At 60.3% G+C, this 22,138-nt stretch carries 23 protein-coding genes; 19 read left to right on the top strand and 4 right to left on the bottom strand.

The features are described 5' to 3' along the window. Positions 1-7: 7 nt before the first annotated feature. Positions 8-238: a 50S ribosomal protein L31 gene (gene rpmE / locus ACA053_RS01920; protein WP_077747612.1), complete on the bottom strand. Its 231-nt coding sequence runs from the start codon at positions 236-238 to the stop codon at positions 8-10. Positions 239-598: 360 nt separating this feature from the next. Between rpmE and ACA053_RS01915 the strand changes: the two genes are divergently transcribed. The 10 genes from ACA053_RS01915 (at position 599) to ACA053_RS01870 (ending at position 13,785) form a co-directional block, all read left to right on the top strand. Then, positions 599-2,818: a primosomal protein N' gene (locus ACA053_RS01915; RefSeq protein WP_109627564.1), complete on the top strand. Its 2,220-nt coding sequence runs from the start codon at positions 599-601 to the stop codon at positions 2,816-2,818. A gap of 238 nt (positions 2,819-3,056) precedes the next feature. Further along, on the top strand, positions 3,057-4,793 hold the full coding sequence (argS, locus tag ACA053_RS01910; protein ID WP_497315061.1) for an arginine--tRNA ligase: 1,737 nt from the start codon (positions 3,057-3,059) through the stop codon (positions 4,791-4,793). Between the two features lies 1 nt (position 4,794). Continuing rightward, positions 4,795-5,499 (top strand): SPOR domain-containing protein, encoded by a 705-nt coding sequence (locus ACA053_RS01905; RefSeq protein ID WP_109627561.1) that lies wholly within the window; start codon positions 4,795-4,797, stop codon positions 5,497-5,499. Between the two features lie 286 nt (positions 5,500-5,785). Beyond that, positions 5,786-6,316 carry an ATP-dependent protease subunit HslV gene (gene hslV / locus ACA053_RS01900; protein ID WP_007899242.1) on the top strand — a complete coding sequence of 177 codons (531 nt, stop codon included), beginning with the start codon at positions 5,786-5,788 and terminating at the stop codon, positions 6,314-6,316. Positions 6,317-6,370: 54 nt separating this feature from the next. Next, positions 6,371-7,708: an ATP-dependent protease ATPase subunit HslU gene (gene hslU / locus ACA053_RS01895; RefSeq protein ID WP_109627557.1), complete on the top strand. Its 1,338-nt coding sequence runs from the start codon at positions 6,371-6,373 to the stop codon at positions 7,706-7,708. Between the two features lie 206 nt (positions 7,709-7,914). Next, on the top strand, positions 7,915-8,295 hold the full coding sequence (locus ACA053_RS01890; protein ID WP_497394420.1) for a gamma-butyrobetaine hydroxylase family protein: 381 nt from the start codon (positions 7,915-7,917) through the stop codon (positions 8,293-8,295). 258 nt (positions 8,296-8,553) lie between these two features. Further along, entirely contained in the window at positions 8,554-10,233 is a 1,680-nt protein-coding gene (gene phaC / locus ACA053_RS01885) for a class II poly(R)-hydroxyalkanoic acid synthase (RefSeq protein WP_109627554.1), read from the top strand. 220 nt (positions 10,234-10,453) lie between these two features. Further along, positions 10,454-11,308, top strand: a complete 855-nt coding sequence (phaZ, locus tag ACA053_RS01880) for a poly(3-hydroxyalkanoate) depolymerase (RefSeq protein ID WP_084322545.1) — start codon at positions 10,454-10,456, stop codon at positions 11,306-11,308. Between the two features lie 114 nt (positions 11,309-11,422). Then, a complete protein-coding gene (gene phaC, locus ACA053_RS01875; protein ID WP_497315057.1) occupies positions 11,423-13,105 on the top strand; it encodes a class II poly(R)-hydroxyalkanoic acid synthase in 1,683 nt (560 codons plus the stop codon). 59 nt (positions 13,106-13,164) lie between these two features. Then, entirely contained in the window at positions 13,165-13,785 is a 621-nt protein-coding gene (locus ACA053_RS01870) for a TetR/AcrR family transcriptional regulator (RefSeq protein ID WP_033055348.1), read from the top strand. Positions 13,786-13,976: 191 nt separating this feature from the next. Here ACA053_RS01870 and ACA053_RS01865 read toward each other — a convergent pair whose 3' ends face one another. From ACA053_RS01865 to ACA053_RS01855, 3 genes are all read right to left on the bottom strand, one after another. Further along, complete coding sequence (locus ACA053_RS01865; RefSeq protein WP_497394419.1) at positions 13,977-14,858, bottom strand: phasin family protein; 882 nt, start codon at positions 14,856-14,858, stop codon at positions 13,977-13,979. 10 nt (positions 14,859-14,868) lie between these two features. Continuing rightward, a complete protein-coding gene (locus tag ACA053_RS01860; RefSeq protein WP_497315055.1) occupies positions 14,869-15,291 on the bottom strand; it encodes a phasin family protein in 423 nt (140 codons plus the stop codon). A gap of 238 nt (positions 15,292-15,529) precedes the next feature. After that, entirely contained in the window at positions 15,530-15,805 is a 276-nt protein-coding gene (locus tag ACA053_RS01855; protein WP_497394418.1) for a polyhydroxyalkanoic acid system family protein, read from the bottom strand. Positions 15,806-15,960: 155 nt separating this feature from the next. Here ACA053_RS01855 and ubiE point away from each other — a divergent pair, with 155 nt between their 5' ends. The 9 genes from ubiE to ACA053_RS01810 all read left to right on the top strand — a co-directional run bounded on the left by ubiE (position 15,961) and on the right by ACA053_RS01810 (position 22,022). Next, on the top strand, positions 15,961-16,731 hold the full coding sequence (gene ubiE, locus ACA053_RS01850) for a bifunctional demethylmenaquinone methyltransferase/2-methoxy-6-polyprenyl-1,4-benzoquinol methylase UbiE (RefSeq protein WP_007948968.1): 771 nt from the start codon (positions 15,961-15,963) through the stop codon (positions 16,729-16,731). Continuing rightward, on the top strand, positions 16,731-17,354 hold the full coding sequence (locus ACA053_RS01845; RefSeq protein WP_497394417.1) for a ubiquinone biosynthesis accessory factor UbiJ: 624 nt from the start codon (positions 16,731-16,733) through the stop codon (positions 17,352-17,354). The genes ubiE and ACA053_RS01845 overlap by 1 nt, the downstream gene beginning before the upstream one ends. Then, entirely contained in the window at positions 17,351-18,955 is a 1,605-nt protein-coding gene (gene ubiB / locus ACA053_RS01840) for a ubiquinone biosynthesis regulatory protein kinase UbiB (RefSeq protein WP_497394416.1), read from the top strand. The genes ACA053_RS01845 and ubiB overlap by 4 nt, the downstream gene beginning before the upstream one ends. A gap of 81 nt (positions 18,956-19,036) precedes the next feature. Beyond that, positions 19,037-19,438, top strand: a complete 402-nt coding sequence (gene hisI / locus ACA053_RS01835) for a phosphoribosyl-AMP cyclohydrolase (RefSeq protein ID WP_054054645.1) — start codon at positions 19,037-19,039, stop codon at positions 19,436-19,438. Continuing rightward, the gene (locus ACA053_RS01830; protein ID WP_008047820.1) at positions 19,431-19,763 is read left to right on the top strand and encodes a phosphoribosyl-ATP diphosphatase; all 333 of its coding nucleotides are present in this window, start codon (positions 19,431-19,433) and stop codon (positions 19,761-19,763) included. The genes hisI and ACA053_RS01830 overlap by 8 nt, the downstream gene beginning before the upstream one ends. Positions 19,764-19,788: 25 nt before the next feature. After that, positions 19,789-20,067 carry a twin-arginine translocase TatA/TatE family subunit gene (locus ACA053_RS01825; RefSeq protein WP_010464483.1) on the top strand — a complete coding sequence of 93 codons (279 nt, stop codon included), beginning with the start codon at positions 19,789-19,791 and terminating at the stop codon, positions 20,065-20,067. Between the two features lie 10 nt (positions 20,068-20,077). Next, the gene (gene tatB, locus ACA053_RS01820; RefSeq protein ID WP_497315047.1) at positions 20,078-20,527 is read left to right on the top strand and encodes a Sec-independent protein translocase protein TatB; all 450 of its coding nucleotides are present in this window, start codon (positions 20,078-20,080) and stop codon (positions 20,525-20,527) included. Further along, positions 20,524-21,318 carry a twin-arginine translocase subunit TatC gene (gene tatC, locus ACA053_RS01815; protein WP_084322536.1) on the top strand — a complete coding sequence of 265 codons (795 nt, stop codon included), beginning with the start codon at positions 20,524-20,526 and terminating at the stop codon, positions 21,316-21,318. The genes tatB and tatC overlap by 4 nt, the downstream gene beginning before the upstream one ends. After that, positions 21,315-22,022: a 16S rRNA (uracil(1498)-N(3))-methyltransferase gene (locus ACA053_RS01810; RefSeq protein ID WP_109627540.1), complete on the top strand. Its 708-nt coding sequence runs from the start codon at positions 21,315-21,317 to the stop codon at positions 22,020-22,022. Before tatC ends, ACA053_RS01810 begins: the two co-directional genes overlap by 4 nt. The last annotated feature ends 116 nt before the right edge of the window (positions 22,023-22,138 follow it).

Here is a 22,138-nt window from a genome sequence, read left to right as displayed (position 1 = left end):
TCGAACCTTACTCTGCTGCAGCAGGAGCTTTCTTGCCGAAAGCACCGAAACGGTCTGCGAAGCGCTGCACACGGCCGCCGGTATCCAGAGTCTTCTGCTTACCGGTGTAGAACGGGTGGCATTCGTTGCAAACGTCGATCGGCAGAGCTTTGCCGAAGGTCGAACGGGTTTCGAACTTGTTGCCACAGCTGCAAGTAACAGCAATGACTGGATAATCTGGATGGATATCAGCTTTCATGGTGTCTTCCTCGGGCTAGCGTGCCGCCACCCAACACTATTGTTGAATACCGCACGTAATTAGGCCGCGGATTCTATCAGACATTGACAATCGCGCAAGCTGTCGCTTCTACCGACCGTCTGCTAGGCTCCCGGTCCAAAGCAGCGTCCCTGCGGGAGTGACCTGTGGTGAGGGGATTTATCCCCGTTGGGTCGCGAAGCGGCCCTGAAGCGGTGATTACGGTGTCTCAGAAAAACCGTATTCATTGAATTTGCGACTGCTTCGCAGCCGAACGGGGATAAATCCCCTCGCCACAGGTCGCTACCACAGGTTACGTGTTCAGCCTTTCATTTACTGCCCCGTCCAACGAGAATCCCCCGCGTGCCCGACGCCATTTTGCGCCTCGCCCTGCCTTCGCCGCTGCGCCGTCTGTTCGATTACCGTGCCCCGGCCGGCGTCCTGCGCGCCCAGTTGCAACCGGGCATGCGCCTGCGGGTGCCGTTCGGCCGGCGGGAGATGATCGGGATTCTGGTGGAGGTCACCGACACCAGCGAAGTCCCGGTGGAAAAGCTCAAGCCGGCCCTGGCCCTGCTCGACGCCACGCCGCCGTTACCGCCCGCGCTGTTCAAACTGTGCCTGTGGACCTCGCAGTATTACCAGCACAGCCTCGGCGATACCTTGAGCTGGGCGCTGCCGGTGTTGCTGCGTCAGGGTGAACTGGCCGAGGCGCGCCAGGAACGCTTCTGGTCCGCCGCGCCGGGCGCCAGCCTTGACGATCCGCGCATCGCCCGCGCGCCCCGCCAGCGTGAAGCCCTGGCGACCCTCGCCCAACACCCTCACGGCGTCGCCCATCAATTGCTGAGCAAACTGATGCTGAGCAAGGACAGTCTTGATCTGTTGCTGGCCAAGGATCTGGTGCAGGTAGAAATCCGCAAGCACGCCCCCGGCGCCCGCCACGAACACTGGCTGGCGCAACCGGAGTTGCCGCTCAACCCGGAGCAGCGCGCTGCGTATGAGGCGATTCGCGCCGGATTCGACAGTTATCACGCGTTCCTGCTGGCCGGCGTCACCGGCAGCGGCAAGACCGAAGTCTATTTACAGCTGATCCGCGAAACCCTTGAAGCCGGCAAGCAAGCGTTGGTGTTGATCCCGGAGATCAACCTCGGCCCGCAAACCCTGGCGCGCTTCGAGCAGCGTTTCAATGCGCGCATCGCCCTGATTCACTCAGCGGTCAACGACCGCGAGCGCCTCGAAGCCTGGCTCGCCGCCCGGGACGGTGACGCCGACATCATCATCGGCACCCGTTCGGCGCTGTTCACGCCAATGAAAAATCCCGGCTTGATCATCATCGACGAAGAGCACGACGGCTCTTATAAACAGCAGGAAGGCTTGCGCTATCACGCCCGCGATCTGGCGTTGGTGCGCGCGCGGCAGGAAAACATCCCCATCGTGCTCGGCTCCGCGACGCCTTCGCTGGAAAGCCTGCACAACGCCTACACCGGTCGGTATGGCCTCCTACGGCTGAACGAGCGTGCTGGCGGCGCAAAGCAGCCGCGATTCCTGCGTCTCGATGTCAAAAGTCGTCCACTGGACAGCGGCATTTCCGGGCCGATGCAGCAAGCCATCGGTCAGACGCTGGCAGCCGGCCAGCAGGTGTTGGTGTTTCTCAATCGTCGCGGCTTTGCGCCGACGCTGCTGTGTCACGACTGCGGCTGGATGTCCGAGTGTCAGCGCTGCGATGCGCGAATGACCGTGCACCAGCGCTCCGGTGAACTGCGCTGCCACCATTGCGGCTACGTCGAGCGCGTGCCTCGACACTGCCCGAAGTGCGGCAAGGTCGATTTGCGACCGGTGGGCGCCGGCACCGAGCGCGCAGAAGAACGCTTGGCGATCCTGTTCCCGGACTTTCCGGTGCTGCGGGTCGACCGCGACAGCACCTCGCGCAAGGATGCGATGAATCAGCTGTTCGCGACCATCCAGAAAGGCCATCCATGCATTCTGGTCGGCACGCAAATGCTCGCCAAAGGGCACCACTTTCCACGGGTGACGCTGGTGTCGATACTCGATGCCGACGGCGGGCTGTTCTCCGGCGACTTCCGCGCCAGCGAGCGCATGGCGCAGCTGATCGTTCAGGTTGCGGGCCGTGCGGGGCGCGCCGAAGAGCCGGGCAAAGTGATTATCCAGACGCACCTGGCCGATCATCCGCTGTTGGTGCAACTGACCGAACAGGGCTATTTCGCCTTTGCCGAACAGGCCTTGAGTGAGCGTCGTTCTGCAGGATTGCCGCCGTTTGCGCATTTGGCGTTGCTACGGGCCGAAGCGCACAAGCCTGGGCAGGCCGAAGGTTTTCTCGATGAGGCGTGCAGCGAGGCCGAACGTTTGCTGGCTGAGCAGAATCTGACCGGGATTGAGCTTCTCGGCCCGGTGCCGGCGCCGATGGAGCGTCGCGCGGGGCGTTATCGTGCGCAGTTGTTGTTGCAGGCCACGGCCCGGGCGCCGTTGCATCGGTTGCTCGCCAATTGGTTGCTGGTGCTGGAACAGATGCCGAGTGGGCGGGCGGTGCGTTGGTCGCTGGATGTCGATCCGGTGGATTTGTATTGATCTCAAGATTGCTATCGCGGGCAAGCCCGGCTCCCACAGGGTTCTGCGTTGCTCACATGTGCTGCGCCCTGTCACTGCCCCTGTGGGAGCGGGCTTGCCCGCGAAGGCTGACTATTTGTCACCACATATCCATAACCTGCCCGCTATAGTTGGCAAGCACGTCTGGGCCACGGATAATGCCCAGTTTTTCCACTAGCGCATCGAAGCGCCGCCGCGCTTGCGGTCGAAAGAGAACACCATGAAAGACACCATTCGCCAGCTGATCCAACAAGCCATCACCCAACTCGTCAACGAAGGTGTGTTGCCTGAAGGCCTGTCGCCGGCGATCCAGGTGGAAAACTCCCGCGACAAGAAGAACGGCGACTTCGCCAGCAACATCGCCATGATGCTGGCCAAGCCTGCGGGCATGAAGCCGCGTGATCTGGCAGAGAAAATCATCGCCGCGCTGCCGGCTGACGAAAACGTCAGCAAGACCGAAATCGCCGGCCCGGGCTTCCTGAATTTCTTCCAGAACACTGATGCCCTGGCCACTCGCCTGGACGCCGCCCTGGCCGATGAACACATCGGCGTGCGCAAGGCCGGCCCGGCGCAGCGCACCGTGGTTGACCTGTCGGCGCCGAACCTGGCCAAAGAGATGCACGTCGGCCACTTGCGCTCGACCATCATCGGCGACGGCGTGGCGCGCGTTCTGGAGTTCCTCGGCGACGACGTCGTCCGTCAGAACCACGTCGGCGACTGGGGCACCCAGTTCGGCATGCTGATGGCCTATCTGCAAGAAAACCCGATCACCAGCGACGAGCTGTCCGACCTGGAAAATTTCTACCGCGCGGCGAAAAAACGCTTCGACGAATCCGAAGAGTTCGCCGATCGCGCCCGAGGCCTGGTGGTCAAGCTGCAAGCCGGCGACCCGGACTGCCTGGCCCTGTGGACCAAGTTCAAAGACATCTCGCTGTCGCACTGCCAGAAAATCTACGAACTGCTGAACGTCAAACTGACCATGGCCGACGTGATGGGCGAAAGTGCCTACAACGACGACCTGATCAATGTGGTCAACGACCTCAAGGCCGCGGGCATGCTGGTCGAGAGTAATGGCGCGCAGTGCGTGTTCCTCGACGAATTCAAGAACGCCGACGGCGACCCGCTGCCGGTGATCATCGTCAAGGCCGACGGCGGCTACCTCTACGCCACCACCGACCTGGCGGCCGTGCGTTATCGCAGCGGCAAGCTCAAGGCTGACCGTGCGTTGTACTTCGTCGACCAGCGTCAGGCGCTGCACTTCCAGCAAGTGTTCGCGGTCGCCCGCAAGGCTGGCTTCGTGACGCACCCGATGGAAATGGAACACATGGGCTTCGGCACCATGAACGGCGCCGATGGCCGTCCGTTCAAGACCCGTGATGGCGGCACCGTGAAGCTGATCGACCTGCTGACCGAAGCTCAGGAACGCGCCTACACCCTGGTGAAAGACAAGAACCCCACGCTTGCCGAAGACGAATTGCGCAACATCGCCAAAGTCGTGGGCATTGGCGCGGTGAAGTACGCCGACCTGTCCAAGCACCGCACCAGCGACTACAGCTTCAACTTCGACCAGATGCTGAACTTCGAAGGCAACACTGCGCCGTACCTGCTGTACGCCTACACCCGCGTGGCCGGCGTGTTCCGCAAACTTGGCAAGGATTTCAGCGAAGTCGAAGGCCAGATCGTCCTCGAAGCCGCGCACGAACACGAATTGGCAGCCAAGCTGGCGCAGTTCGGTGAAGTGCTGAACAACGTGTGCGAAAAAGGCACACCGCACATCCTGTGCACCTACCTGTACGATGTCGCCGGCCTGTTCTCCAGTTTCTACGAGAACTGCCCGATCCTCAGCGCTGACACCCCGGCGCAAATGCAGAGCCGTCTGCGCCTCGCCGCGCTGACCGGCCGCACTCTCAAGCAAGGCCTGGAACTCTTGGGTCTGGAAACTCTGGAGCGTATGTAAGTTGGCTGCCAAGAAAAAACCTGCACCCAAGCGTGGCGCCAGCCGTTATCAAGCTCCTGCAAAGCAACCGATCCCGGGCTGGCTGTGGATGGCCATCGGCCTGACGGTCGGCGCGTTTATTGTGTTCCTGATGAAACTGGAACCGGGCAAGGGCAGCGAGAGCGTCAAGCGCGAGAAGATCGAGCAGCAGAAAGCCAAGATCGCCGAGGCCAACAAGACCCCGCCGAGCCCGACGCAACCGGTGAAGCCGAAGTACGACTTCTACACGTTGCTGCCGGAATCGGAAGTCATCGTGCCACCGGATGCGGTGCCGGAGAAAACCCTGCCGACGCCACAAGTGCCGGCGATTCCGACCACGCCGGTCACGCCCGAGCAAGCGGCGAAAATTGATACTGCGCGCGCTCAAGCGGCACTGGCCGGGATCACTCCGCCGCCAGCGCCACCGGTGTCCAAAGCAGCCCCGGTGACCAAGTTCTTCCTGCAGGCCGGTTCGTTCCGCAAGGAGGCTGACGCAGACAAGGTTCGGGCGCAGATCATTTTGTTGGGCCAGGCGGTGGCGGTTGAATCCGGCACGGTCAAGGACGAGACCTGGTATCGGGTTTTGGTTGGTCCGTTCAGCAATCGCGAACAGCTGACCACGGCGCAGAAACAACTGTCCGGCGCCGGCTTCAGCAACCTGTTGTTACAACAACGCCAGAACCGCTGACTTCATCTGTGGGCACCTTTTAATCAGAGGTCAACCACAAACCTGTGGTGAGGGGATTTATCCCCGTTGGGTCGCGGAGCGGCCCTCAAACCTCCACCTGCGGAGTATCAGATATACCGCGGGCACTGGCTTCGCGACTGCTCCGCAGCCGAACGGGGATAAATCCCCTCGCCACAGTCATCACACGCCATTCGTCCCCCGCCTTGTCCCGCAGTTGAAAAACGCATCACCACCCCCATATGAGTTGGCATAAGGCATTTTCGCCCCGCTGCGTGGAGACTCTCTCTTGACCACCATCGTTTCAGTTCGCCGCCACGGCAAAGTCGTCATGGGCGGCGACGGCCAGGTTTCTCTCGGCAATACCGTGATGAAAGGCAACGCGAAGAAAGTTCGTCGCCTGTACCACGGCCAGGTAATCGCCGGTTTTGCCGGGGCCACCGCTGACGCCTTCACTCTCTTCGAGCGTTTTGAAGGCCAGCTTGAGAAACATCAGGGCCACCTGGTTCGCGCCGCTGTCGAGCTCGCCAAAGAATGGCGCACTGACCGCTCCCTCAGCCGCCTCGAAGCCATGCTCGCGGTCGCGAACAAAGACGCCTCCCTGATCATCACCGGCAACGGCGACGTGGTCGAACCTGAAGAAGGCCTGATCGCCATGGGTTCCGGCGGCGGTTACGCCCAGGCCGCCGCCAGCGCGCTGCTGAAGAAAACCGACCTGTCGGCCCGGGAAATCGTCGAAACCGCGCTCGGTATCGCCGGCGACATCTGCGTATTCACCAACCACACCTTCACCATTGAGGAGCAGGACCTCGCCGAGTAAGCCTGTTCCGGCCTAGCGCCACGGCTCACTTTTGCTAGAGGACCGCCAATTACTATGTCCATGACTCCCCGTGAAATCGTCCACGAACTCAATCGCCACATCATCGGCCAGGACGATGCCAAGCGCGCCGTTGCCATCGCGCTGCGTAACCGCTGGCGCCGGATGCAGCTGCCTGAAGAGCTGCGCGTTGAAGTAACACCCAAGAACATCCTGATGATCGGCCCGACCGGCGTCGGTAAAACCGAGATCGCCCGGCGCTTGGCCAAGCTCGCCAACGCGCCGTTCATCAAGGTCGAAGCGACCAAGTTCACCGAAGTCGGCTACGTCGGTCGCGACGTCGAATCGATCATTCGTGACCTGGCTGACGCGGCGATCAAACTGCTGCGCGAACAGGAAATGACCAAGGTTCGCCACCGCGCCGAAGACGCCGCCGAAGAGCGCATCCTCGACGCCCTGTTGCCGCCGGCGCGCATGGGCTTCAACAGTGATGATGCCCCATCGGCCGACTCCAACACCCGCCAGCTGTTCCGCAAGCGCCTGCGCGAAGGTCAGCTGGATGACAAGGAGATCGAAATCGAAGTCGCCGAAATGGCCGGCGTCGATATCTCCGCGCCACCGGGCATGGAGGAGATGACCAACCAGTTGCAGAGCCTGTTTGCCAACATGGGCAAGGGCAAAAAGAAAAACCGCAAGATCAAGGTCAAGGAAGCGCTGAAACTGGTGCGTGACGAAGAAGCCAGCCGCCTGGTCAACGATGAAGAGTTGAAGGCCAAGGCTCTGGAAGCGGTCGAGCAGCACGGCATCGTGTTCATCGATGAAATCGACAAGGTCGCCAAGCGCGGTAATTCCGGCGGCGTCGACGTGTCCCGTGAAGGCGTGCAGCGTGACTTGCTGCCCCTGATCGAAGGCTGCACCGTCAACACCAAGCTGGGCATGGTCAAGACTGACCACATCCTGTTCATCGCGTCCGGTGCGTTCCACCTGAGCAAGCCGAGCGACCTGGTGCCTGAGCTGCAAGGTCGTCTGCCGATTCGTGTCGAACTGAAGGCGCTGACGCCGGAAGACTTCGAGCGCATCCTCAGCGAGCCGCACGCGTCGCTCACCGAGCAGTATTGCGCCTTGCTGAAAACCGAAGGCCTGGCCATCGAGTTCCAGCCCGACGGCATCAAGCGCATCGCCGAGATCGCCTGGCAGGTCAACGAGAAGACCGAGAACATCGGTGCCCGTCGCCTGCACACGTTGCTTGAGCGTCTGCTCGAAGAAGTGTCGTTCAGCGCCGGCGACCTGGCCAGTGCCCACGATGACAAGGTGATCCTGATCGACGCCGAATACGTCAACAGCCACCTCGGTGAATTGGCGCAGAACGAAGACCTGTCCCGTTATATCCTGTAGGTCTCATTCTGTGTGAGCGGGCTTCTGTGGCGAGGGAGCTTGCTCCCGCTGGGTCGCGCAGCGGCCCCAAAATCGGCGAACGCGGTTTATCAGGAAGACCACGTTCTGCGGATTTACGACTGCTGCGCAGCCGAGCGGGAGCAAGCTCCCTCGCCACAGGATCACCCGCCAACACAGGGCCTCCATACAGACGGAAGATCGGCCCCATGACGACCCAACTCCCCACCGACATCAAACTGCACAAAGCCTCGAAAACCCTCTCGCTGAAATACGCGTCCGGCGAGGAACATCACCTGCCCGCCGAGTTCTTGCGCGTGCACTCTCCTTCCGCCGAGGTCCAGGGCCACGGCAATCCCATCCTGCAATTTGGCAAGATCGGCGTAGGCCTGACCAAGGTAGAACCGGCCGGTCAGTACGCACTGAAATTGACCTTCGACGACGGCCACGACAGCGGCCTGTTCACCTGGGAATATCTGTACCAGCTGGGCGTGCGTCAGGAGGAGCTTTGGAACGATTATCTTGCTGAGCTCAAAGCCGCCGGAAAAACCCGCGATCCGAACGAATCCATCGTCAAGCTGATGCTCTAGGTCAGCCCTCTTGCTCTTTAGAGGGCATTTTCTAATTCCATCTGTTTGAATGCTCCGCTCCTGGGTCAATGATTGGCCCGCTTGCGAAAAAAATTAAACTCGGGTAACCAATGGAACTGGCAAGTTCCCTGCAGTGCTCTCTGCCGTAAAAAGCAGCGATGCAGAATTAACGGTCACCCGAGCAGAAGTACCTGGCATTGGCTGTGTGAAAACACGGCTGGATCCAGGTACTCGTCTCAGGACAATGGAGCGTCGTAGATGAGTAACAAGAATAACGATGACTTGAAGTATCAAGCCTCGGAAAACACCTTGGGGCTGAATCCTGTCGTTGGGCTGCGTGGAAAGGATCTGCTGGCGTCTGCTCGTATGGTGCTCAGGCAGGCCATCAGACAACCGATTCACAGTGCCAAGCATGTCGCCCATTTCGGCCTTGAACTGAAGAATGTGTTGTTCGGTAAATCGGAGCTTCAACCGACCAGCGATGACCGTCGCTTCGCCGATCCGGCCTGGAGCCAGAACCCGCTCTACAAACGTTATCTGCAAACTTACCTGGCGTGGCGCAAGGAACTCCACGACTGGATTGACGACAGCAATCTGCCGCCCAAAGACGTCAGTCGCGGGCATTTCGTGATCAACCTCATGACCGAAGCCATGGCCCCGACCAACAGTGCGGCCAACCCGGCAGCGGTCAAACGCTTCTTCGAGACGGGCGGCAAAAGCCTGCTCGACGGCCTCTCGCATTTGGCGAAGGATCTGGTGCACAACGGCGGCATGCCGAGCCAGGTCAACATGGGCGCGTTTGAAGTCGGCAAGAGCCTGGGCGTGACCGAAGGCGCGGTGGTGTTCCGCAACGACGTGTTGGAATTGATCCAGTACCGCCCGATCACCGAGCAGGTGCACGAGCGACCGCTGCTGGTGGTGCCACCGCAAATCAACAAGTTCTATGTATTCGACCTGAGCCCGGACAAGAGCCTGGCGCGCTTCTGCCTGCGCAACAACGTGCAGACGTTTATCGTCAGCTGGCGCAACCCGACCAAGGAGCAGCGCGAGTGGGGTCTGTCGACCTATATCGAGGCGCTGAAGGAAGCGGTCGACGTGGTCACCGCGATCACCGGCAGCAAAGACGTGAACATGCTCGGTGCCTGCTCCGGCGGCATCACCTGCACCGCCCTGCTGGGCCACTACGCCGCGATCGGCGAGAAGAAGGTCAACGCCCTGACGTTGCTGGTCAGCGTGCTGGACACCACCCTGGACAGCGACGTAGCCCTGTTCGTCGACGAGCAGACCCTTGAAGCCGCCAAGCGCCATTCCTATCAGGCCGGTGTGCTGGAAGGCCGCGACATGGCGAAAGTCTTCGCCTGGATGCGCCCCAACGATTTGATCTGGAACTACTGGGTCAACAACTACCTGCTGGGCAACGAGCCGCCGGTATTCGACATCCTGTTCTGGAACAACGACACCACCCGGTTACCCGCCGCGTTCCACGGCGACCTGATCGAAATGTTCAAGAACAACCCGCTGATTCGTCCCGACGCACTGGAAGTGTGCGGCACGCCGATCGACCTGAAACAGGTCACGGCCGACATCTTTTCCCTGGCCGGCACCAACGACCACATCACCCCGTGGAAGTCCTGCTACAAGTCGGCGCAGTTGTTTGGCGGCAAGGTTGAGTTCGTGCTGTCCAGCAGCGGGCATATCCAAAGCATTCTGAACCCGCCGGGCAACCCTAAGTCACGTTACATGACCAGCACGGAAATGCCGGTTAAAGCCGAAGAATGGCAAGAGAATTCCACCAAGCACACTGACTCCTGGTGGCTGCACTGGCAGGCCTGGCAGGCCGAGCGTTCGGGCAAGCTGAAGAAATCCCCGGCGAGCCTGGGAAACAAGGCCTATCCGGCCGGCGAAGCAGCACCCGGCACTTACGTACACGAGCGGTAACCGACACACCCCTCCCTCTGTAGAAGGGAGCTTTTGTGGTGAGGGGATTTATCCCCGTTCGACTGCGAAGCAGTCGTAAACCAACGCACTCGGTGTAACTGATACACCGAGGTTGCAGGTTTTGGGGCGGCTTCGCCACCCAACGGGGATAAATCCCCTCGCCACAAATGCCCGCTCCCACAGGGGGAATGGGGATGAATTAACCCACAGGGCCTGAAGCATGCCGCAACCGTTCATATTCCGTACCGTCGACCTGGATGGCCAGACCCTCCGCACGGCGGTACGCCCCGGCAAGCCTCACTTGACGCCCTTGCTGATTTTCAACGGCATCGGCGCCAACCTGGAGCTGGTGTTTCCGTTTGTCGCGGCGTTGGACCCGGACCTGGAAGTCATCGCCTTCGACGTACCCGGTGTCGGCGGCTCCTCGACGCCCAATCGGCCGTACCGTTTTCCGGGGCTGGCGAAACTCACGGCACGGATGCTCGACTACCTCGACTACGGAAAGGTCAACGTCATCGGCGTTTCCTGGGGCGGCGCCCTCGCCCAGCAGTTCGCGTACGACTATCCCGAGCGCTGCAAGAAACTCGTGCTGGCGGCCACGGCGGCCGGTGCGGTGATGGTGCCGGGCAAACCGAAAGTGCTGTGGATGATGGCCAGCCCACGGCGCTACATCCAGCCGTCCCACGTGATCCGCATTGCGCCGATGATCTATGGCGGTTCGTTCCGTCGCGACCCGACCCTGGCCGCCAGCCATGCAGCGAAAGTGCGTTCGGCGGGCAAGCTCGGTTACTACTGGCAGCTGTTCGCCGGGCTTGGCTGGACCAGCATTCACTGGCTGCACAAGATCCATCAGCCGACCTTGGTGCTGGCCGGCGACGACGATCCGCTGATCCCGCTGATCAACATGCGCGTGCTGGCCTGGCGGATTCCCAATGCTCAGCTGCACATCATCGATGACGGGCACCTGTTCCTGATTACCCGCGCCGAAGCCGTGGCACCGATCATCATGAAATTCCTCGAGGAGGAGCGTCAGCGCGCCGTGATGCACCCGCATCCGGCGCCATTGGGCGGTTAACCGGCCCATTGTCGGTCGGCAGGACGCCGTACCGCGCAACAACCCGCAACAGCGTCTATGGTGTTCTGGTTCGGTGTATTTGTATTTGGCTTGAAGACGAAGGAGTGTTGATTCATGCGCGAAAAACCAGCGAGGGACTTTTTGCCCACTCCCGCCGCGTTCATCAACGCACAGAGTGCGATCACCGGCCTGCGTGGCCGGGATCTGTTGTCGACCCTGCGCAGCGTTGCCGCCCATGGCCTGCGCAACCCGGTGCACAGCGCCCGACATGCCTTGAAACTCGGCGGCCAACTGGGCCGCGTGCTGTTGGGTGAAACCCTGCACCCGACCAACCCGCAGGACAATCGCTTCGCCGACCCGGCGTGGAGCCTCAACCCGTTTTATCGCCGCAGTTTGCAGGCCTACCTGAGCTGGCAGAAGCAGGTCAAAAGCTGGATCGACGAAAGCAACATGACCCCGGACGATCGCGCTCGCGCCCACTTCGCGTTCGCCTTGCTCAACGACGCCGTGGCGCCGTCCAACTCCCTGCTCAATCCGTTGGCGATCAAGGAGATCTTCAACTCCGGCGGCCACAGTCTGGTGCGCGGCATCAGCCACTTGTTCGATGACTTCCTGCATAACGACGGCCTGCCCAGACAAGTCACCAAGCACTCTTTCGAGGTCGGCAAAACGGTCGCCACCACCACCGGTTCCGTGGTGTTTCGCAACGAACTGCTGGAGCTGATCCAGTACAAGCCGATGAGCGAAAAGCAGTATTCCAAACCGCTGCTGGTGGTGCCGCCGCAGATCAACAAGTACTACATTTTCGACTTGAGCCCGCACAACAGCTTCGTCCAGTTCGCCCTGAAAAACGGCCTGCAGACATTCATGATCAGCTGGCGCAACCCGGATGTGCGTCACCGTGAATGGGGTCTGTCGACCTACGTCGAAGCGGTGGAAGAAGCGATGAACGTCTGCCGCGCGATCACCGGTGCTCGCGAGGTCAACCTGATGGGCGCTTGCGCCGGCGGGCTGACCATCGCCGCGCTGCAAGGCCACTTGCAGGCCAAGCGGCAACTGCGGCGGGTGTCCAGCGCGACGTATCTGGTGAGCTTGCTCGACAGTCAGATGGACTCTCCGGCGACTCTTTTCGCTGACGAACAGACCCTGGAAGCCGCCAAGCGTCGTTCCTATCAGAAAGGTGTGCTGGACGGCCGCGACATGGCCAAGGTCTTTGCCTGGATGCGCCCCAACGATTTGATCTGGAGTTACTTCGTCAATAACTACCTGTTGGGCAAGGAGCCGCCAGCGTTCGACATCCTCTACTGGAACAACGACAACACGCGCTTGCCAGCGGCCTTGCATGGCGACCTGCTGGACTTCTTCAAGCACAACCCGCTGGGTCATCCGGGCGGACTGGAAGTGTGCGGCACGCCGATCGACTTGCAGAAAGTCACCGTCGACAGCTTCAGCGTGGCCGGTATCAACGACCACATCACGCCGTGGGATGCGGTGTATCGCTCGACATTGCTGCTGGGTGGCGAGCGACGCTTCGTGCTGTCCAACAGCGGTCATGTACAGAGCATCCTCAACCCGCCGTCGAACCCGAAAGCCAACTTCGTCGAGAGCACGAAACTGAGCAGCGATCCACGGGCCTGGTATTACGACGCCAAGCAAGTCGACGGTAGCTGGTGGACGCAATGGCTGGGCTGGATTCAGGAACGCTCGGGTGCGCAAAAAGAAACCCACATGACCCTCGGCAACCAGAACTATCCACCGCTGGAGGCGGCACCCGGCACTTACGTTCGTGTGCGCTGACTGATAACGAACCACGGCACACGTCTGCCGTGGCATGACTCGACCATTAAGAAGACTGGATGAAAACCCGCGACCGGATCCTCGAATGTGCCCTGCAATTGTTCAATCAGAAGGGTGAACCGAACGTTTCCACCATGGAAGTTGCCAACGAAATGGGGATCAGCCCGGGCAACCTCTACTACCACTTCCACGGCAAGGAACCGCTGATTCTTGGATTGTTCGAGCGTTTCCAGGCCGAGCTTGCGCCACTGCTTGATCCACCGGCCGATGTGGAATTGGCGCCGGAGGATTACTGGCTGTTCCTGCACTTGATCGTCGAGCGGCTGGCCCACTACCGGTTTCTGTTTCAGGACCTGTCGAACCTGGCCGGGCGCTTGCCGAAACTGGCCAAGGGAATCCGCAACCTGCTCAATGCACTGAAGCGCACGCTGGCTTCATTGCTGGCGCGATTGAAGGCTCAGGGGCAGTTGGTCAGCGATACGCAGGCGCTGGGGCAATTGGTGGAGCAGATCACCATGACGCTGCTGTTCTCGCTGGACTATCAGCGGATTCTTGATCGCGAGGGTGAAGTGAGGTTGGTGGTGTATCAGATCATGATGCTGGTGGCGCCGCATTTACTGCCGCCGATCAAGGTCGCGACTGAGCAACTGGCGCTGCAATACCTGGAAGAACACGAGTAACCCCTGAACACCGCCGCCCCCCTGTGGGAGCTAGCCTGCTAGCGATAGCGATTATCCGTCGACATTGTTGTGACTGATGAACCGCTATCGCTAGCAGGCTAGCTCCCACAGGGGCTGCGGTGTTTGCAGATCCGTGCACAAACAAAAACGCCCGACCTTTGCAGGCCGGGCGTTTTCTTGAGCCCCGAAAATCAGGACTGACTGGTTGGCGTCGATGGAGCTGGCGCGGCAGTCGGGGTTACAGCAGGGGTCGGCGCGGCAGCAGAGTTCGAGGTGCTGGCCGGAGTCGGCGAGGTTGCCGGTTTGGCGGCAGCCACTGCTGGTTTTGGTGCGGCAGCTTTAGGAACGGCCGGTTTTTTCACTGCTGGCTTCTTCGCTGCGGCAGGTTTTGCCGCTGGCTTGGCTGCCGGTTTGGCCGCTGCAGTTTTAGCAGCCGGTTTAGCGGCAGCTGTTTTAGCCGCTGGTTTTGCTGCGGCTTTGGCGGCGACCGATTTGACCGCTGCCTTGGCTGCAGCAGGTTTAGCGGCGGCAGTTTTGGTAGCGGACTTGGCTGCGGACGCAACTTTCGACGCGGCTTTGGCGACCGGTTTAGCGGCAGCCTTGGCCAGTGGTTTAGCAGCAGGTTTGGCCGCTGCAGTTTTCGCCGCAACAGGCGCCACCTTGGCGCCAGTGAGTTTTTCGATTTGCTTGGTCAGGGTATCGACCTTGCTGTGCAGCGCTTTCACTTCATTGCGGCTCGGCACACCCAGGCGCGAAATGGCGCTGTTCAGGCGCTTGTCGAAAGCCCCTTCCAGCTCATCCCACTTGCCCAGCGCACGATCTTTCACGCCGCTGATGCGCGACTTGGCCGACGAAGCGGAATCCTTGACGTCATCGACTTTCTTGCCGACTGCGCTCTTGGTCAGCTTCTCGGCTTTCTCGCCGTCTTTAACCAATGTATCGAAGAGTTTGCTGCCGTCAGTGTCGATCTTCGAGTACACGCCTAAACCAGCCAGCCAGATCTTGCGGGAGTAGTCTTCGACTTTCCCAATCCACGAGCTGCCTTCTTTTTCGGTGTTCTTTTTACCAGCCATCCCGTTCTCCTTAAGATTTACGCGCGACGCGTTCGAGCAATGCCGTCAGCTCATCGAGCTTAGCAGAGAGTGTCTCAACGTCATGTTTAGACGGAATGCCGATACGATTCAAGGCACTTGCGACACGCGAGTCAAAAGCCTTCTCGACCTTGTCGAGTTGAACTTCGACCTTGGCTTTGAAAGTGCTCACTTCACTCTTGGCTTCATCGATCTCTGAGTTAGCCGCTTCAAGTTTCTCGGCAACTGCTTTTTTGCCTTTGGTTTCAACAGTTTGACCAGCCTTGATCAACTCTTGAAAGTACTCGCTGCCCTCTTGGCCAACCTTGGTGTAGGCCCCCAGGCCTGCCAGCCAGATCTTGCGGGCATAGGATTTGACGTCGCCCAGAGCAGTGGTCGATGCGTCGATTTTTTTCTTCAGAATAACTTTGGCCATGGTGCACCTCACGCGCAGAAGGTTTGAGGAACTGCCCGCGAAAGTGTCGGGCTCAGGCACAAAGTAGGGAGAAAAATTAGAAACGGCACCCTAACAACTGACATAAAACTTCGGACACACCACAAAACAAATGTGGGAGCTAGCCTGCTAGCGATAGCGATTTATCCGTCGACATTGTTGTTGACTGATGAACCGCTATCGCTAGCAGGCTAGCTCCCACAGGGGCCTCAATTCGAAATCAGACCAGAGCCTTATCAAGAGCCTTTTCGATTTCCGATTTGATCATGCCGCTCATGGCCGACATCATCAGGCCCAACTCCACATCGACGCGGATCGAATCTTCACCGACATACACCGCGCCTTTAACACCGGAACGCTTGAGGTTCAGCACATCGCCGGACCACTGCGGCTCCAGGCCATATTGATCGGACAGTTTCTGCGCCAACTGGTCGGCCTTCTCGCGGGCCGCTTCCTTGCCCAGGCCGTGGGCACGTTCAACACTAATACGGGCCATCGAATGACTCCTGCTTTATGAATGCTTTCCTGAAGCATCTTGACCGCTGCTGCGGCAAAACGTCCCGGTGGTTGCCTATCTTACCTGCAGCCTTGCCAAGACAAAGCAGGCCACCGGGATTAGAATGTCCCGCATTCTCTTTTGGTGACAGCGATATGACTGATCAGCGCAAAGGCAGCGATGCCGAACCCACCACTCACTTCGGCTTCAAAAACGTTCCGGAAAGCCAGAAAGCGGAAAAAGTCGCTGAGGTTTTTCACTCGGTAGCGGCCAAGTACGACTTGATGAACGACCTCCTGTCGGGCGGCATGCACCGCCTGTGGAAGCGTTTCGCGATCGAGCTGTCGGGCGTTCGCACCGGTAACCGCGTGCTGGACATCGCTGGCGGCACGGGCGACCTGACCAAGAAATTCTCGCACCTCGTGGGTCCGACCGGCCAGGTGGTGTTGGCCGACATCAACGAATCCATGCTCAAGGTCGGTCGTGACCGCCTGCTGGACCTGGGTGTGGCCGGCAACGTCGAATTCGTTCAGGCCGACGCTGAAAAGCTGCCGTTCCCGGACAACCATTTCGACTGCGTGACCATCGCCTTCGGTCTGCGCAACGTGACGCATAAAGAAGACGCCCTGCGCTCGATGCTGCGCGTACTCAAGCCAGGCGGCCGTTTGCTGGTGCTGGAATTCTCCAAACCGACCAACGCGCTGATGTCCAAAGCCTACGACGCTTACTCGTTCGCCTTCATGCCGCTGATGGGCAAGTTGATTACCAACGACTCGGAAAGCTATCGCTATCTGGCCGAATCGATCCGCATGCACCCGAATCAGGAAACCCTGAAGTCGATGATGGTCGAAGCCGGCTTCGACCGCGTGACTTACCACAACATGACCGCAGGTATCGTCGCCCTGCACCGCGGCATCAAACCCTGATGCTGCTGGCCGGCCTGCTCGCCAGCGTTGAACTCGGTCTGAACCGGGTGCTGCGTCTCGACAGTACGGCGCTGCCGCGGCTGGCGCATTTGAGCGGTAGAGTGATTGCCGTCGATTGCCGCAGCCCGGCGCTGCAACTGTTCATTTTGCCCAGCGACGAAGGCCTGATGCTCGCCTCCCACTGGGAAACCGGCGCCGATTGCACCTTGCGCGCACCGGCTTCAAGCCTGTTGAAACTGGCGATGAGCAAGGACAAGACTTCGGTGCTGCATGGCCCGGAAGTCGAGCTTGACGGTGACAGCGGCGTACTGCTGGAACTGGCGGCGGTCCTTCAGGACCTTGAGCTGGACTGGGAGTACGAACTCTCGCGCTGGCTGGGGCCTGTGGCCACGCAACTGGTCAGCGGCCACCTGCGCAGTCGCGCACGCTGGTATCAGCAAGGCTTCGCCAGCCTGAATCAGAATATGGGCGAATACCTGGCCGAAGAATCGCGCACCCTCGTCGGTCAGCGCGAAGCCGAAGCCCGTTTCAGTGAACTGGACCAGATCAAGCTCGATCTGGAACGTCTCGAGGCGCGTTTCGAGCGCCTTTCCCGATCCCTCGACCCAAGCGATAACGCATGAAGCTGCTTGCCGTCCGCCGTTTGTTGCGCATCCAGCGCGTTGTGATTCGCTACCGCCTCGATGACCTGTTGTTCGCCCTGCCGCTGCCCTGGTTTCTGCTGGCGCTGCGCTATGCGTTGCCGTGGCGCTGGTTCCCGCGCAAGACGCTGGACCTGAGCCGTGGCGCACGCTTGCGCCTGGCGTTGCAGGACCTTGGGCCGATTTTCATCAAGTTCGGGCAGATCCTTTCGACGCGCCGCGACCTGCTGCCTGAAGACATCGCCGATGAGCTGATGAAGCTGCAGGACCGGGTGCCGCCGTTTGATTCGCAAGTGTCGGTCAACCTGATCGAAGAGCAGCTCGGCAAGAAGATCAGTGAGGTCTTCAGCCGCTTCGACGTTGAACCGCTGGCCTCGGCCTCAGTAGCGCAGGTGCATGCCGCGCAGCTGAAAACCGGCGAAGAAGTCGTCGTCAAAGTCATCCGCCCGGGCTTGAAACCGATCATCGCCCAGGACCTGGCGTGGCTGTTCATCCTCGCCCGCGCCGCCGAAAAGCTCTCGGCCGACGCGCGCCTGCTGCACCCGGTGGACGTGGTCCTGGACTACGAAAAAACCATCTATGACGAACTCGACCTGCTGCGCGAAGCGGCCAACGCCAGCCAATTGAAGCGCAACTTCGACGGGTCACCGCTGCTGTATGTGCCGCAAGTCTATTGGGACTGGTGCCGGCCAAAAGTGCTGGTGATGGAGCGCATCTACGGGGTTCAGGTGACCGATCTGGCGACCTTGGCCGACCAGCGCACCGACATGAAAATGCTCGCCGAACGCGGTGTGGAAATCTTCTTCACCCAGGTGTTTCGCGACAGCTTTTTCCACGCCGACATGCACCCGGGCAACATCTTTGTCAGCACCGTAAATCCGTGGAGCCCGCAGTACATTGCAATCGACTGCGGCATCGTCGGCAGCCTGACCCCGGAAGACCAGGATTACCTGGCGCGTAACCTGTTCGCGTTCTTCAAGCGCGATTACCGGCGTGTGGCGCAATTGCACATCGATTCGGGCTGGGTACCGGCGGAAACCAAACTCAACGAATTCGAAGCAGCGATCCGTACGGTGTGCGAACCGATCTTCGAAAAACCATTAAAAGATATTTCATTCGGTCAGGTGCTGATGCGCCTGTTCCAGACCGCTCGACGCTTCAACATGGAAGTGCAACCGCAACTCGTGCTGCTGCAAAAAACCCTGTTGAACATCGAAGGCCTGGGCCGTCAGCTGTACCCGGATCTGGATTTGTGGAACACCGCGCAGCCGTTCCTCGAACGCTGGATGCGCGAGCGCGTCAGCCCCAAAGCCTTGCTCGGCAACGTGCAGAGCCAGTTCGAACAGATTCCGCACCTGACCAACATGGCCCGCGACCTGCTTGAGCGCATGTCCCAACCCCACGCCAACGACCCGCCACCACCGTGGCACAAGCGCAAGGACGACTGGTTCCTGCGACTGCTCGGCTGTGCGCACCTGGCCGGCGGCACCATACTCGCGGCGGGTGGGCCGTTGAACGAACTGGGCCACTGGCCGGCCGGCCTCATGGTGGCCGTCGGTTTGTATCTGGTCGTTCGCCGATAGCCAGAGCCACCGCACGCTGGCACACTGTTTCAACGCTTGGGTTCTGCTCATGAAGTGTGGAACCCGCTGTCGGAGTCGAAGATGAAAAACTGGCTGGACGAGATCAAGTGGGACGCCGACGGCCTGGTGCCGGCGATTGCCCAGGATCACAAGACCGGGCGCGTCCTGATGATGGCCTGGATGAACCGCGAAGCACTGGAACTGAGCGCGGCCGAAAACCGTGCCATTTACTGGTCACGTTCCCGTGGCAAGCTGTGGCGCAAGGGCGAAGAGTCCGGCCATGTGCAAACGCTGCATGAGATGCGCCTGGACTGTGACGCCGACGTGATCATTCTGATGGTCGAGCAGATCGGCGACATCGCCTGCCATACCGGCCGCCAGAGCTGCTTCTATCGCGTCTTCGAGAACGGCGACTGGAAAACCGTCGACCCGGTGCTCAAAGACCCGCACGCCATTTATTCCGCAGGACACACCCATGAGTGACACCCTGACCCGTCTGGCCGAGGTGCTGGAAGAGCGCAAAGGCGCCGCCGCCGACAGCTCGTATGTCGCCAGCCTGTACCACAAAGGCTTGAACAAGATTCTGGAAAAAGTCGGCGAAGAGTCGGTCGAAACCATCATTGCCGCCAAGGACGCCGCCATCAGCGGTGACTGCAGCGATGTGATCTACGAGACCGCCGATTTGTGGTTCCACAGCATGGTCATGCTCGCCCAACTGGGGCAGCATCCACAGGCTGTACTCGATGAACTGGACCGTCGTTTCGGTCTGTCCGGACACGCCGAGAAAGCCTCGCGCCCGTCCGCCTGAACAACTATTAGAGAGGAGCAGCAAGATGGGCATTTTTGACTGGAAACACTGGATCGTCATCCTGGTTGTTGTCGTTTTGGTGTTCGGCACCAAAAAACTGAAAAACCTCGGCACTGACGTGGGCGAGTCGATCAAGGGCTTCAAGAAAGCCATGAACGACGACGAAAAACCGGCCGATCCGACTGTTACTCCGGCCCAACCGGTGCCACCGGTTCAGCCACAGACCACGCAGTCCGTGAACCAGCCGCACACCATCGACGTGCAGGCGCAAAAAGTCGAAGAGCCGATCCGCAAAGACGTGTGAGCACTGACTAATGTTTGGTATCAGCTTCTCTGAACTGCTGCTCGTCGGCCTCATCGCCCTGCTGGTGCTGGGTCCCGAGCGTCTGCCGGGTGCTGCGCGCACCGCCGGCCTGTGGGTCGGTCGTCTGAAGCGCAGCTTCAACGCGATCAAACAGGAAGTTGAACGTGAAATCGGTGCCGACGAGATTCGTCGGCAACTGCACAACGAGCACATTCTGTCGCTGGAGCAGGAGGCGCGGAAGATCTTCACGCCGACCCAGCAGGAAGCCACACCGGTCCAACCGGTTGAGCCCGTGGCGGAGCAGACGATTCATGCACCTGCCTCCGAGCCTGCGCCTGTCACAGCAGCTGTAGAACCTGCCCCCGTTGTTGCAACGCCACCGCTTGAACCTGCCACGCCTGCGGCTGCGCCTGTTGCGCCGGCCCCTCATGACCCAACACTGCCGCCGCGAGCCCCATGAGCGATCTTCCTGAAAACGACCAGCACATGCCGCTGGTTTCGCACCTCACCGAGTTGCGTACCCGCCTGCTGCGTTGCGTAGCGGCGATCTTCATCATCTTCGCCGGGTTGTTCGCCTTCACCCAGCAGATCTACACCTTCGTCTCGACGCCGCTGCGCCAATACCTGCCGGTCGGTGCGACGATGATCGCCACCGACGTGTCGTCGCCGTTCCTGACACCACTGAAGCTGACCATGATGGTGTCGCTGTTCCTGGCGATTCCGGTGATCCTGCATCAGATCTGGGGCTTCATCGCGCCGGGCCTGTACAAGCATGAGAAGCGCATCGCCGTGCCGTTGTTGGTGTCCAGCATCATGCTGTTCTATGCCGGTATGGCGTTCGCCTATTACCTGGTGTTCCCGTTGATCTTCAAATTCTTCGCCGCCGCCACCCCGGCCGGCGTGGAAATGATGACCGACATCAGCAGCTACCTCGATTTCGTCATGACGCTGTTCTTCGCCTTCGGCGTGGCGTTCGAGATCCCGGTGGCCGTGGTGCTGCTGGTGTGGATCGGTGTGGTCGACGTCAAATACCTGAAGAAAATCCGCCCGTACGTGATCATCGGCTGCTTCGTGGTCGGCATGATCCTGACGCCGCCGGACATCTTTTCGCAGACGCTGTTGGCTGTACCAATGTGGCTGCTGTTCGAGATCGGCATCCTGTTTGGCGGCCTGATCAGCAAGCGCGGCGAGCATCCGGACGACCAGCCGGTCGACGATCACAACGACCAGCCGCCAGCGACCCAGCCGTGAACCTGCTGCTCCTCGAAGAGGCCGACTTCATTGCGGCCGACCGGGTGATCCTGCGCGATCGCCGGTTGACGCACATGCAGGAAGTCCATCGTTGCGAAGTGGGTGACAGCATGCGCGTCGGACGTATCGGCGGGCTGATGGGCTCGGCCGAAGTGTTGCGTCTGGACGCCGATGAAGCCGAACTACGCGTCTCCCTCGACCAGCCGCCACCGGCCAAGCTGCCACTGACCCTGGTATTGGCCCTTCCGCGCCCCAAAATGCTCCGTCGGGTGTTCCAGACCGTGGCCGCCATGGGTGTGCCGCGAATCATCCTGGTGAACAGCTATCGCGTCGAGAAGAGCTTCTGGCAAACGCCGTTTCTGGAGCCGGAGGCGATTCGTGAGCAATTGATCCTCGGATTGGAACAGGCGCGGGACAGCGTGCTGCCGGAAATCGTCATCGAGAAGCGCTTCAAACCCTTCGTCGAAGATCGTCTGCCGGCCATATCCGAAGGCACCCTTGGCCTGGTGGGTCACCCCGGCAACTACCCGCCCTGCCCCCGCGGCCTGGACGAGCCGGTAACCCTGGCCATCGGCCCTGAAGGCGGCTGGATCCCTTACGAAATCGACCTGCTGGCCAAGTCCGGCCTGCAACCGGTACAACTCGGCGAGCGCATCCTGCGCGTCGAAACCGCCGTCACCGCGCTGCTCGCCCGGCTTTTCTAAGTTCAAACATGGTCCCTGTGGCGAGGGGATTTATCCCCGTTGGGCAGCGAAGCGGCCCCAGCGTCTTTCCAGATAAACAAAGTAGTCCGGATATACGACTGCTTCGCAGCCGAACG

It is taken from the genome of Pseudomonas sp. LBUM1672 (assembly GCF_059695655.1).
The sequence above is the reverse complement of the archived record's forward strand: the minus strand, read 5'-3'. Positions and strand labels throughout refer to the sequence as shown.

Bases quoted from the DNA above. Each gene is read 5' to 3' on its own strand.
- ACA053_RS01865 (WP_497394419.1), bottom strand. From the start codon at position 14,858: ATGGCTGGTAAAAAGAACACCGAAAAAGAAGGCAGCTCGTGGATTGGG.
- rpmE (WP_077747612.1), bottom strand. From the start codon at position 238: ATGAAAGCTGATATCCATCCAGATTATCCAGTCATTGCTGTTACTTGC.
- ACA053_RS01855 (WP_497394418.1), bottom strand. From the start codon at position 15,805: ATGGCCCGTATTAGTGTTGAACGTGCCCACGGCCTGGGCAAGGAAGCG.
- ACA053_RS01845 (WP_497394417.1), top strand. From the start codon at position 16,731: ATGCTGCTGGCCGGCCTGCTCGCCAGCGTTGAACTCGGTCTGAACCGG.
- ACA053_RS01870 (WP_033055348.1), top strand. From the start codon at position 13,165: ATGAAAACCCGCGACCGGATCCTCGAATGTGCCCTGCAATTGTTCAAT.
- ACA053_RS01825 (WP_010464483.1), top strand. From the start codon at position 19,789: ATGGGCATTTTTGACTGGAAACACTGGATCGTCATCCTGGTTGTTGTC.
- hisI (WP_054054645.1), top strand. From the start codon at position 19,037: ATGAAAAACTGGCTGGACGAGATCAAGTGGGACGCCGACGGCCTGGTG.
- phaC (WP_497315057.1), top strand. From the start codon at position 11,423: ATGCGCGAAAAACCAGCGAGGGACTTTTTGCCCACTCCCGCCGCGTTC.
- hslU (WP_109627557.1), top strand. From the start codon at position 6,371: ATGTCCATGACTCCCCGTGAAATCGTCCACGAACTCAATCGCCACATC.
- ACA053_RS01860 (WP_497315055.1), bottom strand. From the start codon at position 15,291: ATGGCCAAAGTTATTCTGAAGAAAAAAATCGACGCATCGACCACTGCT.
- tatC (WP_084322536.1), top strand. From the start codon at position 20,524: ATGAGCGATCTTCCTGAAAACGACCAGCACATGCCGCTGGTTTCGCAC.
- ubiB (WP_497394416.1), top strand. From the start codon at position 17,351: ATGAAGCTGCTTGCCGTCCGCCGTTTGTTGCGCATCCAGCGCGTTGTG.
- ACA053_RS01830 (WP_008047820.1), top strand. From the start codon at position 19,431: ATGAGTGACACCCTGACCCGTCTGGCCGAGGTGCTGGAAGAGCGCAAA.
- phaZ (WP_084322545.1), top strand. From the start codon at position 10,454: ATGCCGCAACCGTTCATATTCCGTACCGTCGACCTGGATGGCCAGACC.
- argS (WP_497315061.1), top strand. From the start codon at position 3,057: ATGAAAGACACCATTCGCCAGCTGATCCAACAAGCCATCACCCAACTC.
- ubiE (WP_007948968.1), top strand. From the start codon at position 15,961: ATGACTGATCAGCGCAAAGGCAGCGATGCCGAACCCACCACTCACTTC.
- phaC (WP_109627554.1), top strand. From the start codon at position 8,554: ATGAGTAACAAGAATAACGATGACTTGAAGTATCAAGCCTCGGAAAAC.
- tatB (WP_497315047.1), top strand. From the start codon at position 20,078: ATGTTTGGTATCAGCTTCTCTGAACTGCTGCTCGTCGGCCTCATCGCC.
- ACA053_RS01890 (WP_497394420.1), top strand. From the start codon at position 7,915: ATGACGACCCAACTCCCCACCGACATCAAACTGCACAAAGCCTCGAAA.